General features: G+C 64.1%; 13 protein-coding genes. 6 read left to right on the top strand and 7 right to left on the bottom strand.

The genetic code is table 11. The features are described 5' to 3' along the window. Positions 1 to 133: 133 nt before the first annotated feature. Complete coding sequence (locus H3H51_RS14400; RefSeq protein ID WP_183089741.1) at positions 134 to 1279, bottom strand: catalase family protein; 1146 nt, start codon at positions 1277 to 1279, stop codon at positions 134 to 136. Positions 1280 to 1294: 15 nt separating this feature from the next. Continuing rightward, complete coding sequence (locus H3H51_RS14395; RefSeq protein ID WP_183089740.1) at positions 1295 to 3169, bottom strand: di-heme-cytochrome C peroxidase; 1875 nt, start codon at positions 3167 to 3169, stop codon at positions 1295 to 1297. A 264-nt stretch (positions 3170 to 3433) separates the two neighbouring features. Between H3H51_RS14395 and H3H51_RS14390 the strand changes: the two genes are divergently transcribed. After that, positions 3434 to 4765 carry a sigma-54 dependent transcriptional regulator gene (locus H3H51_RS14390; RefSeq protein WP_183089739.1) on the top strand — a complete coding sequence of 444 codons (1332 nt, stop codon included), beginning with the start codon at positions 3434 to 3436 and terminating at the stop codon, positions 4763 to 4765. Between the two features lie 86 nt (positions 4766 to 4851). Here H3H51_RS14390 and H3H51_RS14385 read toward each other — a convergent pair whose 3' ends face one another. Continuing rightward, on the bottom strand, positions 4852 to 5466 hold the full coding sequence (locus H3H51_RS14385) for a hypothetical protein (RefSeq protein WP_220791005.1): 615 nt from the start codon (positions 5464 to 5466) through the stop codon (positions 4852 to 4854). Positions 5467 to 5473: 7 nt separating this feature from the next. Then, entirely contained in the window at positions 5474 to 7105 is a 1632-nt protein-coding gene (locus H3H51_RS14380) for a methyl-accepting chemotaxis protein (protein WP_183089738.1), read from the bottom strand. A 196-nt stretch (positions 7106 to 7301) separates the two neighbouring features. Between H3H51_RS14380 and H3H51_RS14375 the strand changes: the two genes are divergently transcribed. Continuing rightward, positions 7302 to 8132, top strand: a complete 831-nt coding sequence (locus H3H51_RS14375; protein WP_183089737.1) for an undecaprenyl-diphosphate phosphatase — start codon at positions 7302 to 7304, stop codon at positions 8130 to 8132. A 16-nt stretch (positions 8133 to 8148) separates the two neighbouring features. Beyond that, positions 8149 to 8862, top strand: a complete 714-nt coding sequence (locus H3H51_RS14370) for a DUF1294 domain-containing protein (RefSeq protein WP_183089890.1) — start codon at positions 8149 to 8151, stop codon at positions 8860 to 8862. On the opposite strand, the gene H3H51_RS14365 is transcribed toward H3H51_RS14370, so the two are convergent. From H3H51_RS14365 to H3H51_RS14355, 3 genes are all read right to left on the bottom strand, one after another. Next, a complete protein-coding gene (locus H3H51_RS14365) occupies positions 8856 to 9206 on the bottom strand; it encodes an MmcQ/YjbR family DNA-binding protein (RefSeq protein WP_183089736.1) in 351 nt (116 codons plus the stop codon). The genes H3H51_RS14370 and H3H51_RS14365 overlap by 7 nt on opposite strands. Next, complete coding sequence (locus tag H3H51_RS14360) at positions 9203 to 10399, bottom strand: MFS transporter (RefSeq protein WP_183089735.1); 1197 nt, start codon at positions 10397 to 10399, stop codon at positions 9203 to 9205. Before H3H51_RS14360 ends, H3H51_RS14365 begins: the two co-directional genes overlap by 4 nt. Before the next feature lie 90 nt (positions 10400 to 10489). Continuing rightward, complete coding sequence (locus H3H51_RS14355) at positions 10490 to 11398, bottom strand: LysR substrate-binding domain-containing protein (RefSeq protein WP_183089734.1); 909 nt, start codon at positions 11396 to 11398, stop codon at positions 10490 to 10492. A 172-nt stretch (positions 11399 to 11570) separates the two neighbouring features. On the opposite strand from H3H51_RS14355, the gene H3H51_RS14350 reads away from it, so the two are divergent. The 3 genes from H3H51_RS14350 to H3H51_RS14340 all read left to right on the top strand — a co-directional run bounded on the left by H3H51_RS14350 (position 11571) and on the right by H3H51_RS14340 (position 13958). Further along, positions 11571 to 12077, top strand: a complete 507-nt coding sequence (locus H3H51_RS14350; RefSeq protein WP_183089733.1) for a DUF1993 domain-containing protein — start codon at positions 11571 to 11573, stop codon at positions 12075 to 12077. 132 nt (positions 12078 to 12209) lie between these two features. Next, positions 12210 to 13232 carry an alpha/beta hydrolase family protein gene (locus H3H51_RS14345; RefSeq protein ID WP_183089732.1) on the top strand — a complete coding sequence of 341 codons (1023 nt, stop codon included), beginning with the start codon at positions 12210 to 12212 and terminating at the stop codon, positions 13230 to 13232. Positions 13233 to 13349: 117 nt separating this feature from the next. Beyond that, positions 13350 to 13958 carry an FMN-dependent NADH-azoreductase gene (locus H3H51_RS14340; protein WP_183089731.1) on the top strand — a complete coding sequence of 203 codons (609 nt, stop codon included), beginning with the start codon at positions 13350 to 13352 and terminating at the stop codon, positions 13956 to 13958. The last annotated feature ends 80 nt before the right edge of the window (positions 13959 to 14038 follow it).

Here is a 14038-nt window from a genome sequence, read left to right as displayed (position 1 = left end):
ACGCTAGCCCCGATTCCCGCCCGCTTTTGTAGGAGCCAGCTTGCTGGCGATCCACCGCCGCACAAAAGCATCGCCAGCAAGCTGGCTCCTACAGGATCGTGATACCCCCAGGCACCTGGACTCCAGGCTCTCTTCAGTACTGGTCCTGTGCGCCATTGCGTTGGTGGCGGTAGACGCTGATGGCTTCGTACACCGCCTTGCGCAGACGGTTGATGCCACCGATCGGGCGGTGCTCGGGCAGGGCGTGCCAGGGGTTGAACGAGAGGTTGTCGCAGAACAGGTTCTGCTCGCTGCTATCGAAGTCCTGTGCCGGCACCTTGATGGTGGCGATGGTCTCGAAGGGCGAAATCGTTTCGCTCCATTCCACACTGGTGTCTTCGATCGGCATGTACTGGCTGGCGTTCTGCCGCTGTACCTGCAGGGCAAAACAGGCGGGTACGCGGTCCATCGACAGCTGCTGGTAGAGCGCATTGCGCAGGAAGTTGGGCAGGTCGGTGTTCTGCTTGGGCAGCTCGTACGACGGGCAGCTGGCAGGGTCGGGGATCACCCGGTACTTGATATTGAGTGGCCCGAGCTTGAACGGCGCGATGGAGTTGTAGGTGGTCGCCACCGGGCTTTCCGGTGCGGGGCTGAGGGTTTTCAGGGCGATGATCATGTGGCGGATTTCCCAGGTCCGCGGGTCCAGGCTGGGGAAGAAGGCGAGCACCTTCTTGCCGCTGGCCTGGGCGGCGAAGTTCTGTTTGTACTCGGCCACATCGCGGACGAAGAACAGCGGATGGTTGAACATCACGAAGTCCTGGTTGCCCGCAGTGCTCTTGCTGCTCAGCAGCTTGTCGCCCGGCACGTCGAGCAGCTTGATGGCCATGCCACGGGCATCGCGGGCACGGTCGAACTGCGGATAGGCGTTGCCGTTGGACAGGCGAATCCAGGCGTTCCAGGTCTTGCCCGGTTCGCTGAACACGCCCTGGCGCAGGGCGGCATCCAGGGTCGGCAGCACGCTGACTTCGGCCTTCACGCAGCCGTGGGCCTTGGCGTGGGCATCGCGCAGTACGCGGGTGTTGTCGCGGTGCTGTTCGACCACGCTGATGGCGTCTTCGATGATGTCCTGGGTCAGCGCCGCTTCATCGGCCGGGATCTGCTCCTCGGTCGACACCGGGCCGGAGAATTTCCAGCCGTAATACAGTTCGCCGATGCCCCAGCCGAGCAGGCCGATGATCAGCAGGGCGAGCAACAAGCGGCCAAGCAGACGGCCAAGCCAGAGCCAGAAACGTTTGAGCATGCTGAAATTCCTTAATCAGTTCTGGCAGTTCGGGCCGGGTGTCCAGGGTTTGGTGTCCACCGGTTTGAGCTGGCTTTCCAGGGCTTGGTCGCCCATCACCTTGAGGTATTCGATCAGCGCCCAGCGCTCTTCCGGCGCCAGGGCACGACCGATCACGCCATTGACCCGGCAGCCGTCGCGGAACTCGTGGCCACGGTTGCTGTTGCCGGTGATGCTGGTGTTATAGAGGAAACCGCCGTCGAACTTGTCGGTGACGAATCCGGCGCGCTTGGGGTCGTACTCGAAGTTACCGACCCAGAACTGGGTGGCGCGCTGGCCTACCGGTGACAGCAACTGGAACAGGTTGGGCACCGAGCCGTTGTGCAGGAACGGCGGGGTGGCCCAGATGCCATGCAGTGGCCGCGCCTTGTAGCCGCGTTTTTCCTGCACGCCGATGGCCAGGCCGTAGCCGTCCATGCGCCAGCGCTCGCGGGGCTGGATGCCGGCATCTTGGTAGGCGCGGTTCTCCACGTAGGCGGTGACGTAGGCCAGGCCCTTGGCGCTGGAGATGCTGGCGAAGTCGACTTCATCCAGGCTGGAACCGAACAGCTTGACGTCCAGGCGGCCCAACTCGTCCTTGGTCCAGCCCAGCTTGCGAATGTCGAAACGGTGGTCGGCGATATTGTCGGCGGTGGTCGGGTCGGTGCCGATAATACGCGTCGGCACGATGCGCAGGTGCCACTCGGGATCGCGCTCTGGCGCCACGCGTTGCTCGCGCGGCACCGGGTCGGGGGCGTGGCAATAGGCGCAATTTTCGCTGAACAGGGCGCGGCCCTGGCTGGCCAGGTCGATGTCGACCTTGCCCAGAATGGCTTCCGGCCAGGTAGGCGGCTTCAGTTGCTTGAGGGTTTCTTCCAGGGTGTAGAGGTCGTGCAGGCGCACGCTGGACGGGTAGCGCTCGGCTTCCGGCAGTGTGCCGCCGTTTTCGTCGGTCAGGTGCAGGGTGGCGCCTACGCCGAGGGATTCGCCGATATTGCGCGCCATCGGCTGCATGGCCGAACCGTTCCACTGCACCCAGTCGAACTTCCAGATATCCCACACCTGCGGGTAGCTGACCGGGGCGTTGGCCACGCGGTAGTTGCTTGGGTCGATGGCGTCGCCGAACACGCTGTTGGCAATGCGGCCAAAGGCGTCGGTGCGGCCGAAGCCTTCTTCGGTGGGGTAGAGGCCGCGGTGCCAATCGTTGAAGGCGGTACCGAGCAGGCGGTCGAGCACCACCTTGAAGTCGTCGCTCAGTTGCTTGCGGTCCTGTTCGTAGTTGTCACCCAGCACGGTCTTGGCGAAGCGGGTGAACTTGACCGGGTTGTAATAGGTGAAGGCCATGCTCATGCCCAGCGCCTGGCCGAAACTGCCACCTTTGAGGGTGGGCACGGTGGAGGCCAGCGAGTGCAGGGCGGCGCCGCCGTCGATGCGGATGGCCTGGCCTTTGTAGTGCAGTTCGCCGGTATGGCAGGCGGAGCAGGTGATATCGAGGTACTGCTCGCCGCCTTCGTCATCCTGATGGCGGGCGAAACCCACCGGCAGGTTACCGGGGTTGAGAGCGGTCGGCTGTTGCTGCGGATCGACGAGGAAGCCGAAGCGGGCGAGGTAGTCGAGGGAGGCGAATTTCTCCTTGGAGAAAGGCTGTTCGAGGGCTGTGAACCACTCGTAGCGCAGCCCTTTCACCAGGGTGCCCTGGGGGGTGTAGTAGTAGGTCTGCCGATCCTGCGCGTTCCACTGATCCAGGTAGGTGACCTGGTCCAGTTGGCTACGCGTCGGGAGATTGGGGTTGGCGATGTAGTACAGCACCACCGCAAGGGCCACCAGGGCGAGCAACACGACCAAGTACAAGGCGCGGCGCAGGATTCGCATTCGGCTTACATCCGTGTGGGAATTTTCTTATTGCGCTGGTTTATGCCAATCCGGCAGGCATAAGGCAAGCGGTGTGACCGAATTCAAATAGCGAAATTGGGTAAGCGCCGTGATACAGGCGTTTGGCGGGCTTATGCACGAAAGCTTTTTGGTCTTATAAGAAAACGTTCCTAAGAGCGTCAGAGTTCTTGCTAGCGTTATGGGTGGTTGCGCCAAATTATTGTTTTTATTAGGTTTTCAAAAAATTGGCGCCAAGGACTGGTTATGCTTCAGGCCGTAGCCGCAGCTCCGCGGCGTCTTTTAGTAGTCGACCCCTGCCATGAATGTGAGCGCCTGCTGCCGTGCTTGCAGGCCAGCGGCTGGATGGTGCACAGCTGCGGGCTGGAAGAGGTCGGCGAGGTGCTCTGCGACGTCGGCCTGATTCGCCTGCGCGCGCCACATCTGGAACGGCCGGAAACCCTCAAGCAACTGATCAGCCAGAGCGGCACCGAGTGGATCGCTGTGCTCAGCTCGGAAGCCTTGCAGCAGCCGGAAATCGGCAACTTCATCGGCGAATGGTTCTTCGACTACCACACCTTGCCGTTCGACGTGGACCGGGTCAGCGTGGCCCTCGGCCGCGCCTTCGGCATGGCGCGCCTGCGTGGCAAAGGCAGTGACGTCGGCGATGAGCACCCGCACGAGCTGCTGGGCAGCAGCCGCAGCATCCGCGAGCTGTGCCGCCTGCTCAGCAAACTGGCGCCCACTGAGGCACCGGTGCTGATTCGTGGTGAAAGCGGCACCGGCAAGGAGTTGGTGGCGCACACCCTGCATCGCCTGTCGCGGCGGGCCGGGGAGCCGTTCGTGGCGGTCAACTGCGGGGCGATTCCCGAGCACCTGATCCAGTCGGAAATGTTCGGCCACGAGAAGGGCGCCTTCACCGGCGCCCACCAGCGCAAGATCGGGCGCATCGAGTCGGCTGATGGCGGCACGCTGTTTCTCGACGAAATTGGCGACCTGCCGCTGGAGTTGCAGGCCAACCTGCTGCGCTTCCTGCAGGAAATGCAGATCGAGCGGGTCGGCAGCAGCAAGCCAATCTCGGTCAACGTGCGGGTATTGGCGGCGACCCACATCGACCTGGAAGCGGCAATCCGCCAGGGACGTTTTCGCGAAGACCTGTATTACCGGCTCAATGTGCTGCAGGTGCAGACCACGCCGCTGTGCGAGCGCACCGTGGATATCCGCTGCCTGGCCGAATACTTCGCCCGGCGCTATGCCGTCGAGATCGGCCGGCGCCCGCGCAGCTTCAGCGAGCGGGCGGTGCGCGCGATGATCGAGCATCCCTGGCCGGGCAATGTGCGCGAGCTGGCCAACCGGGTGCGCCGTGGCATGGTGCTGGCGGAGGGGCGACAGATCGAAGCGGCGGACCTGGGCATGGAAGTCAGCGAGGTTGCGATCCCCTTGCTTGGCACGCTGGATGACTACATTTGCCGCGCCGAACAGCAGGCGCTCAGCGATGTATTGCTGCACTACTCGAAGAACATGAGCCAGGCTGCCCGGGTGCTGGGGGTGTCTCGCCCGACCTTCTACCGGTTGCTGCACAAGCACCGGATTCGCTAAGAACCTGCCCACGATCTCCTGTCCGTCGGCCATGCTGCGTTGTGGCGCTGCAGGCTTCTGTCAGGTCGCTGATGCAGTCTGCGGGGTCAGCAGACCAGGCTGTCGGCCCGGCGGTAGAGTTCCAGCAGCTTGCGGGTGATGGTTTGCTGGATATCGTCGCGTTCGAAGGTCGACAGGCGCGTGAGCTTCTGCACCTGCAGGCGGTGCAGGTGGATGTAGGGCATCTGCTGGTCGAACTCGCGCAGGTCGCCCTTCATCATGATCGGCAGGAATACGTCGCCGATCTTCTTCTGGTTGCTGATGATCTGCGCCAGCGCCTGCTTGAACGGCATGGTCTTGGGCGCCGGGCCACCTTCCTTCATCTGCGTGGCCAGGAGCAGCCCGGGTTTGCCCAGCAGCCTGCCAGGCAGCACGCACAGCCCGGTCTGGCGCACGGCAGCGCTGTCGATGCCGTGCAGGGTGTCGTGGAAGGCGTAGGGGTTGGGCAACACCACCATCTTGCGTCCCAGGTCCGAGGGGAAGTGCAGGTTGTAGTTGGTGTAGAGCTGGCGCACCGATTCGGAGTAAACGCACAGGCGGTTTTCGAACAGGGTGATGAAGCGCTCCGCCAGCTCACGGCGGGCCATGCTGTCCAAATCCCAGATCAGGTCCTGATTCTGCGGCTTGCTCAGGTCGACTTCCTGGTGCTCCATGCTGCTCATTAAGCCCTCATACGCGAAATTGCCCCAATAGACGGTTCAGCTGGCTGGCCAGTTGCCCCAGGTGCTGGCTGGCCGCGCTGGACTGGTCGGCCGCCAGTGCATTTTCGTGGGCCAGGGATGCCGCCTGGGTGACGTTCTGGTTGATGTCGTCGACCACATGGGATTGTTGCAGCGTGGCGCTGGCGATGGAAGCGTTCAAGCCGGTGATATTGCGCAGCGAACTGGCTATCTGGCTGAGGCTGGTGCCGGCCTGGCGAGCCAGCTCGACGGTTTGCTGGGAGGCCTGGCTGCTGGCGTTGATGACTTTCACTGCCGCCTCCGAGTTGCCCTGCAGGCGCTCGATCATGGTCTGGATCTCGGCGGTGGACTGCTGGGTACGCTGGGCCAGCAGGCGTACCTCGTCGGCGACCACGGCAAAGCCACGGCCCTGTTCGCCGGCGCGGGCGGCCTCGATGGCGGCGTTCAGCGCCAATAGGTTGGTCTGCTCGGCGATCGCGCGGATCACTTCCAGCACGCTACCGATCTGCGTGCTTTCGGTGGCCAGGTTGCGGATCACCTCGACGGCCTGGTCGATGGTGCTGGACAGCTGGTCGATCTGGCGCAGGCTGCTGTCGATGTTCTGCTGGCCTTGCAGGGCCTGTTGTTCGGCGTCACGCACTTCGTTGGAGGCGTGCTCGGCGTTCTTCGCCACGTCCTGCACGGCGTAGGACACTTCATTGATCGCGGTGGCCACCAGCTCCATCTGCTGCGACTGCTGCTGGCTGTGCTGCTGGGCATTGCTGGCGATTTCGCCGAGCGATTGCGAGGCCTGGTTCAGCGTGCTGGCGGCCTGCAGCGACTCGCCGATCACGCTGCGCAGCTTGTTGGTGAAGCCGTTGAAGTGGCCGGCGAGGGCGGTCAGTTCATCACGGCCCTGATTGTCCAGGCTGCGGGTCAGGTCGGCTTCGCCGCTGGCGATGTTGGCCATGGCGTTGACCGCATCATCCAGCGGGCGGGCGATGCTGCGCGCAATCAGGATCACCAGGGCGGCGAGGATCAGGGTGATCACCAGCAGGATGCCGACGGCGCGCAGGGCCTGCTCGCGGAACTCGCTCTGCACGTCGTCGACATAGATGCCCGAACCCAGGATCCAGCCCCAGGGCTGGAACAGCTCGACGTAGGAGATCTTCGGCACCGGCTCTTCGGAGCCCGGCTTGGGCCAGCGGTAGTCGACCTGGCCGGCGCCGCTTTTCTTCGCCAGCGCGACCATTTCGTTGAACAGGAACTTGCCGTCCGGGTCTTTCAGGCCGGAGAGGTTCTGGCCCTCCAGCTTGGGGTTGGTCGGGTGCATGACCATTACCGGGGTCATGTCGTTGATCCAGAAGTAGTCGCCCTTGTCATAGCGCAGGCCGCGAATCACCTCCATGGCCTGCTTCTGCGCTTCTTCCCGGGCCAGGCCGCCGCTTTCCAACCCCTGGTAGTACTTGATCACGCCCATGGCGCTGGCCACCACGTCGCGGGTCTTCACGGCCTTGGCCTTGTACAGGTCGCCATGGATTTGCTGCAGCATCAGCCCGGCCAGGGCCAGCAGCATGAAGATGGAGCTCAACAGGATCAGCCACAGGCGACGGCTGATGGGGAGGCTACGCAGGCTGTTCATGGGCGGGATGACTCCGGGTTTTATTATTGTGGTGGCTTTGGGCCGCTAGTTAACAGGCAGTCTAGAAGCTGCGTTATCAGCCGTTGGCCTGGCAGCGAAAAAGACCGTCCTCTGGTAGGATTCGAGGCCTTTTTGCTCTTCCAACCCTTTCTATCGGCCGGCCCTGCGCAAAGGCCAGCCCCGAGGTATTCGATTCATGGATGTGTGGTCCGCGCTGCAGGCAGTGATTCTTGGCATCGTCGAAGGCTTGACCGAGTTCTTGCCGATTTCCAGCACCGGACACCAGATCATTGTCGCCGACCTGATCGGCTTCGGCGGTGACCGGGCCATGGCGTTCAACATCATCATCCAGCTGGGTGCCATTCTCGCGGTGGTCTGGGAATACCGGCGCAAGATCCTCGAAGTGGCCTTCAACGTGCCGCGCCAGCGTGAAGCGCAGCGTTTCACCGCCAACCTGCTGATCGCCTTTATCCCGGCGGTGGTGCTGGGCGTGGCGTTCTCCGATCAGATCCACGCGTACCTGTTCAACCCCATCACCGTGGCGCTGGCGCTGGTGGTCGGCGGGGTGGTGATCCTCTGGGCCGAGCAGCGCAAGCATGAGATCCGCGTCGAGGAAGTCGAGCAGATGACCTGGAAAGACGCCCTGAAGATCGGCTTCGCCCAGTGCCTGGCGATGATTCCCGGTACTTCGCGCTCAGCCTCGACCATCATCGGCGGCCTGTTGTTCGGTCTGTCGCGCCGCGCCGCCACTGAGTTTTCCTTCTACCTGGCGATGCCGACCATGGTCGGTGCCGCGGTGTATTCCGGCTACAAGTACCGCGAGCTGTTCCAGCCCGGAGACCTGCCGGTGTTCGCCATCGGCTTCGTGGTGTCCTTCCTGTTCGCCATGATCGCCGTGCGGGCCTTGCTCAAGTTCATCGCCAACCACAGCTATGCGGTGTTCGCCTGGTACCGCATCGTTTTCGGTCTGCTGATCCTCGCCACCTGGCAGTTCGGCCTGATCGACTGGAGCACGGCGCAGGGCTGACAGGGAGATGAGCGTGATGGAACAACGCGGCGTACTGCGCAGCTGGAATGACGACAAGGGCTTCGGCTTCATCACCCCGGAGCGCGGTGGCGAAGACGTGTTCGTGCACATCTCGGCGATGCGTGGCGACCAGCGCCCGCAGGTCGGCCAGCCGGTGCTGTTCCTGGCCGGCAAGGATGGCCAGGGGCGGCTACGTGCCGAGCACATGCGCGGTGAGGGGCTGAGCCTGGATCGCCCGGCGATCCGCCGCAAACCCAAGCCGACCGGTTCCGCCAAGCCGGCGCCACCCAAGGCTGCGCCACGCCAGCCGGCTCGTCCTGCACGGCAGGAGCCGTCGACCGGCATCCAGGCCTTGCCACTCAAACTGCTGGTGCTGGCGGGGCTGTGCCTGTTGCCGCTGCTCGGCGCTTTGCAATTGCTGCGTGATAACGGGGCGATCTGGGCGCTGGGCGTTTATCCGTTGCTCAGCCTGATCAGCTTCCTGCAGTACTGGAACGACAAGCAGAGTGCGCAGAAAGGGCGCTGGCGCACGCCGGAAAACACCCTGCACATCACTGAACTGCTCGGCGGCTGGCCGGGGGCGCTAGTGGCGCAGCAGGTGTTTCGGCACAAGACGCGCAAGCTGTCATTCCAGGTGGTGTGCTGGGCCATCGTGCTGCTGCACCAGGCGTTCTGGATCGATCACCTGCTACTGGGCGGGCGTTACTTCGGCGCCTGGCTGCCTCACTGATCCAGCAGCAGGCCGGCCTGGCGAATCTTCGGCAGCTTGCGCACCACCAACTGGTGCGAGCGGGTCAGTAGCTCGCGCAGCTCATTGTCGCCCAGTGGCAGCGGCGTCCCCATGCTGATCCAGTAGGCCCGTGCCAGATACGGCGCCGGGCGGATGCCCGGGCGGTCGACGAAACCGAGAAACAGCTCCGGACCGACCTTGAAGGCCAGGCCATCGCCGAAGAAGTCGAGGATGGCGAACATCTTGTTGCCGGCAATCGAGAACACCCGGTTGCTGCCCCATTTGAGGTCTTCGCGGGCGCCCGGCAGGCTCAGGCAGAACGCAGCAATGTCGTCGGTGGTCATCTCGTCTCGTCCGTGTGATGGCTGGCGCCGCGCAGCAGGTAACAGCTGATCAGCACGCCGAGCAAGGCTAGCAGGGCGGCCACCAGGAAGATGCTGGCGAAGCCGAAGCCGGTGGCGACCATACCCATCAGCGGGCCGGCAATGCCCAGCGCCAGGTCGAAAAAGATCGCGTAGGCGCCCAGGCCCGAGCTGCGGCTGGCGGCAGGAATGCGCGAGATCACCTCGACGCCCAGGGCCGGGTACACCAGCGACAGGCCGAAGCCGGTCAGCGCCGCGCCGCAGAGAATCAGCCAGGGGCTCGGCGCGAGCCACAACAGCAGCAGGCCGATGCTCTCGATGGCCAGGCAGGCGATGGCTACGCGGTAGCCGCCGCGGCTCTTGATCGCGCCGGCAAAGATCAGTCGCGCACCAATAAAGGCACAGCCGAAGGCGGTCAGCGCATAGGCCGCGCCGTCCCAGCCGCGGCTGGCGTAATACAGCGCGACGAAGGTCGCCAGGGTGCCGTAGCCGATGGTGCCGAGGGCCAGCGCCAGGCCATTGGGTAGCACGCGCAGGAACACATGGCGAAACGGCAGGCGGGTGCCGTGGAAGATTGGTACGGCCGGCTTGCGCTGGGCCAGCAGCAGCGCCACGACGCTGAGCAGGGTGATCAGGCCGCCCAGGCTCCACAGTCCCAGGTACTTGACCATCACCACACCCAGCGGCGCACCGACGGCAATGGCGCCATAGGCGGCAATGCCGTTCCAGGAAATCACCTGGGCGGTGTCGTCAGCGCCGACCCGGCCGATCGCCCAACTGATTGAACCGGTGCCGATCAAACCCTGGGCGACGCCGAGCACCAGGCGCCCGGCCAGCAACAGGCCGAGGCTGACCAGGGGCAGGTGCTGCAGCAGGGGTGAGAGCAGGGTCAGCAGGCCGCTGACGGTGCAGCCGACCAGGCCATAGACCACTGCGCGCTTGGGGCCGAGGCTGTCGCACAGGCTGCCGGTGATCGGCCGGGAAACCAACGTGGCCAGGTACTGCATGCTGATCACCAAGCCGGCCAGCACCGAGCTGTAGCCCAGGTCGAGATGCACATAGCCGGGCAGCACCGCGAGCGGCAGGCCGACGCAGAGGAAGCCGATAAAGGTGAACAGGACGATGGAGACGATCTGCAAGGTCGTGGCGGTTGCAGACTGCTCGGGCGTACTCATGGGTGAACCTGGCCGGAAACGGAGAAATGCTGCGGGCCATGATCGCTTGAGATCGCTAGTAAAGAAAGCTTGCTAACTATTGCGCTGCTTTCACACCGGGCGCAGGTCGCTGTCCTTCATGGCTTCGCTGAGGTGTTCGATCCACGCCCGCACGGCAGGTAGCATGCCGCGTCTGTGGGTGTAGGCGGCTTGCAGATGGCCGCCGGGCAACTCCCAGTCCGGCAGCAGGCGCACCAGACGGCCGTCGTCCAGTTCTTCCTGGCAGTTGCTCTGCGGCAGCATGGTCATGCCCAGACCTTGCAGGGCGGCGACCTTGCGCACCTCGAAATCCTCGATACCCAGGCGTGCCTCCAGGGCGATATCGCGCTTGTCGCCCTTGGCATCGCGCAGCAGATAGTGCACGCGCCGGTCATTGGCCAGGGCGCCGAGCACCGGCAGTTTGCTCAAGTCGTCCGGAGTATTGATCTGTATGCCCAGCAACAGGCTGGGTGCCGCCACTAGATAGGCGCGGGCGGGCACCAGTTGCCGGCAGATCAGCGATGGGTCTTCGTCACCGTGTTCGCGTACGCGCAGGGCGACGTCGATGCCTTCGTCGAGCAGGTCTATGCGCCGGTTGCTCAGGACGACTTCCAGTTGCACCTCCGGATAACGGGCGATGAAGCTGGCGATGCATTGGCGCAGGCGAGTGCGGGCCAGCTCTGTGGGGCAGGACACTCGCAGGCGCCCGCGCGGTTGGCTGATCAGCGTGGCGACGGCTTCCTCGGCCTGTTCCGCTTCCAGCAGCATGGCCTGGCAGTGGCGCAGGTAGCGTTCGCCGACATCGGTCAGCGCCAGCTTGCGCGTGGTGCGCTGCAGCAGGCGTACGCCGAGGCGTTCTTCCAGTTCGGCGACGCGTCGCGACAGGCGCGACTTGGGGATACCCAGCAAACGCCCGGCAGCCGCGAAGCCGCCTTGCTCGACCACTTTGGCGAAGTAGAAAAGGTCATTGAGATCGTGCATAGAGTCGTCCTGTTTGTGAGACGAACTATGGCATTTTTCCGGTGATGGATGTCATTGCACTGCCGTGTGAGGCTTATTCTCGACGCGCCACGGGCGTGAAACCGGGTGTATTGTGAGCGTCCGCCCCCGGAGCGCTCCGCGGGCGCCCACTTCAACCAATCGGAGTCAGACCATGTCCTTGTCCATGTACGAGGCTTCCATTCCAGTCTTCAGTCGTGTGTTGACTAACCTGTCGGCCATTCTCGGCAAGGCGGCGGCCCATGCCGAAAGCCAGGGTATCGATCCGGCAGTGCTGATCAATGCACGCCTGGCGCCGGACATGTTCCCCCTGTCGCGCCAGGTACAGATCGCCACTGACGCGGTGAAGGGCGCGGCCGCGCGCCTGGCCCAGGTGGATACCCCCAGTTTCGCCGACACCGAAAGCAGCTTCGCCGACCTGCAGGAGCGTGTCGCCAAGACCCAGGCGTTCATCCAGTGCATCAGCGCCGACCAGGTCAATGGCAGCGAGAGCCTGCCGATCAGCATCAAGACGCCGAACCGTGAGCTGAACTTCTCCGGGCAGACCTTCCTGCTGAGCTTTGCGCTGCCCAACCTGTATTTCCACGTCACTACCACCTACGCGATCCTGCGCCACAATGGCGTGGCCCTGGGCAAGATGGATTACCTCGGCGCCGCGTGAGCCTGGCGTAATCCATGCAGATGAAAGTGGCGCTGGGGATTCGCCTCGGCGCTGCCGGCTCAAGGCGTGCAGCGCGGCAACCGTGATGGCAGGCACGCCCGACTCCTGAGTGCGCAAGGGTAGGTGAGCAGCATGTTGAGGCGTTGTAGTGCCCTGTTGCTGGTGTTGTCCGGCTGTTGCCTGGTTTCCCTGTCGAGCCAGGCGCTGGTGCAGCCGCTACCGGTGGGCATGCATCAGCTGAGTTTTCACGATCCGCTCGACCAGCAGCCGATGCAGGCCATCGCCTTTTACCCGGCCAGCGCGCCGCCGGGGCACATCGAGATGGACCTGTACCAGGTTGCCGCCTCGCTGGATGCGCCTGTCGCGCCCGGCCACTACCCCCTGATCGTCCTCTCCCACGGCAATAGCGGCTCGCCGCTGGCCCATCACGACCTCGCTACTGCGTTGGCCCAGCAGGGGTTCGTGGTACTGGCGGTGATCCATCCGGGCGACAACTACCAGGATCAGAGCCGCCTGGGCACGCTGAGCAATCTCTACGGGCGGCCGCTGCAGCTGTCGGCGGCCATCGATGCGGCCAGCCAGGACCCGCTGCTGGGACGCCATCTCGACAGCGCACGGGTTGGCGTTATCGGTTATTCGGCTGGCGGCGAAAGCGCCCTGATCCTGGCCGGCGCGCAGCCTGAGCCCGAGCACCTGCGCGCGTACTGCCAGCAAGTGCCGGAGGATGCCGACGCCTGTGCCACCCAGGGCCGGCTGATTGCCGACCGTGACGACCTCGAAGCCAGCGCCGACCCGCGCGTGGCGGCGCTGCTGCTGTTGGCACCGCTGGGGCTGATGTTCGACAAGCAGGCGCTGGCCGAGGTGCGGGTGCCGGTGCTGCTCTATTCCGGCGACGATGACCAGGTGCTGGCGCTGGAGCACAACGCCGACGCGCTCAACCGCAGCCTGCCGCGTGCGCCGTATTACCGGGTGGTGCCGGGTGCCGGTCACTTCGTGTTCATGGCGCCGTGTTCGGCGCAGATGGCCCGGCTGCTGCCCTACCTCTGTGAGGATGCCGAGGGCGTCGACCGGGTGGCCATCCATCATCAATTGAGTGCCGATGCGGTGGCTTTCTTCCGCAAGACCCTCGGTCCGGTGCAGGCATCTGGGCGTTGATTGGCTCCATAGGTAGGACGCTGAATCATACTTTCGCTGACTAACCGAGCTTTGGCTTCATGGGTAGGATTCACTGCATCCGGTCACGACCCGTTGATCGCTCATTGAGGAATTCCCATGAAACTGCTGCATCTCGATTCGAGCATCCTCGGTGATGCTTCCGCTTCCCGCCAACTGACCCGCAGCCTGGTCCAGGCCTGGCAGGCCGCCGAGCCGACTGCCCAGGTCAGCTACCGCGACCTGGCCAGCGACGCACTGGGCCACCTGTCCGCCGCTAGCCTGGTAGCGGGCGGCACTCCAGCTGACCTGCGCGATGCGGCGCAGAAGCACGAAGTCGAACTGGCCGAAGCGACCCTCAACGAGTTCCTCGCGGCCGACGCCATCGTCATCGGTGCGCCGATGTACAACTTCAGCGTGCCGACCCAGCTGAAGGCGTGGATCGACCGCGTCGCCGTCGCCGGCAAAACCTTTGCCTACGACGAGAACGGCCCGAAAGGCCTGGCCGGTGGCAAGAAAGTGGTGATTGCCTCTACCGCAGGCGGCATCCATGCCGGTCAACCCAGCGGCCAGGCCCATGAGCAGTACCTGGTGCAGGTGCTCAACTTCCTCGGTATCACCGATATCGAGATCGTCCGCGCCGAAGGCCTGGCCTACGGTGATGAGCCGCGCGCCAATGCCCTGAAAAGCGCCCAGGCGCAGATCGGCGAGTTGTTCGCCGCAGCCTGAGTAACAGGCTGAGCAATACCCCGGCGGTGGCTGGGCGAGGCGTGCTGATAGAGCACGACCTTGCACCAGCCACCGCCGTT

The organism is Aquipseudomonas ullengensis (assembly GCF_014174475.1).
Lineage (GTDB): Bacteria > Pseudomonadota > Gammaproteobacteria > Pseudomonadales > Pseudomonadaceae > Aquipseudomonas > Aquipseudomonas ullengensis.
Note: the sequence above shows the minus strand (reverse complement) of the source record. Positions and strands in the feature narration are given on the sequence as shown.

Excerpts from the sequence above, each read along its gene's own strand:
- H3H51_RS14400 (WP_183089741.1), bottom strand. The coding sequence starts at position 1,279 with ATGCTCAAACGTTTCTGGCTCTGGCTTGGCCGTCTGCTTGGCCGCTTG.
- H3H51_RS14395 (WP_183089740.1), bottom strand. The coding sequence starts at position 3,169 with ATGCGAATCCTGCGCCGCGCCTTGTACTTGGTCGTGTTGCTCGCCCTG.
- H3H51_RS14390 (WP_183089739.1), top strand. The coding sequence starts at position 3,434 with ATGCTTCAGGCCGTAGCCGCAGCTCCGCGGCGTCTTTTAGTAGTCGAC.
- H3H51_RS14385 (WP_220791005.1), bottom strand. The coding sequence starts at position 5,466 with ATGAGCAGCATGGAGCACCAGGAAGTCGACCTGAGCAAGCCGCAGAAT.
- H3H51_RS14380 (WP_183089738.1), bottom strand. The coding sequence starts at position 7,105 with ATGAACAGCCTGCGTAGCCTCCCCATCAGCCGTCGCCTGTGGCTGATC.
- H3H51_RS14375 (WP_183089737.1), top strand. The coding sequence starts at position 7,302 with ATGGATGTGTGGTCCGCGCTGCAGGCAGTGATTCTTGGCATCGTCGAA.
- H3H51_RS14370 (WP_183089890.1), top strand. The coding sequence starts at position 8,149 with ATGGAACAACGCGGCGTACTGCGCAGCTGGAATGACGACAAGGGCTTC.
- H3H51_RS14365 (WP_183089736.1), bottom strand. The coding sequence starts at position 9,206 with ATGACCACCGACGACATTGCTGCGTTCTGCCTGAGCCTGCCGGGCGCC.
- H3H51_RS14360 (WP_183089735.1), bottom strand. The coding sequence starts at position 10,399 with ATGAGTACGCCCGAGCAGTCTGCAACCGCCACGACCTTGCAGATCGTC.
- H3H51_RS14355 (WP_183089734.1), bottom strand. The coding sequence starts at position 11,398 with ATGCACGATCTCAATGACCTTTTCTACTTCGCCAAAGTGGTCGAGCAA.
- H3H51_RS14350 (WP_183089733.1), top strand. The coding sequence starts at position 11,571 with ATGTCCTTGTCCATGTACGAGGCTTCCATTCCAGTCTTCAGTCGTGTG.
- H3H51_RS14345 (WP_183089732.1), top strand. The coding sequence starts at position 12,210 with ATGTTGAGGCGTTGTAGTGCCCTGTTGCTGGTGTTGTCCGGCTGTTGC.
- H3H51_RS14340 (WP_183089731.1), top strand. The coding sequence starts at position 13,350 with ATGAAACTGCTGCATCTCGATTCGAGCATCCTCGGTGATGCTTCCGCT.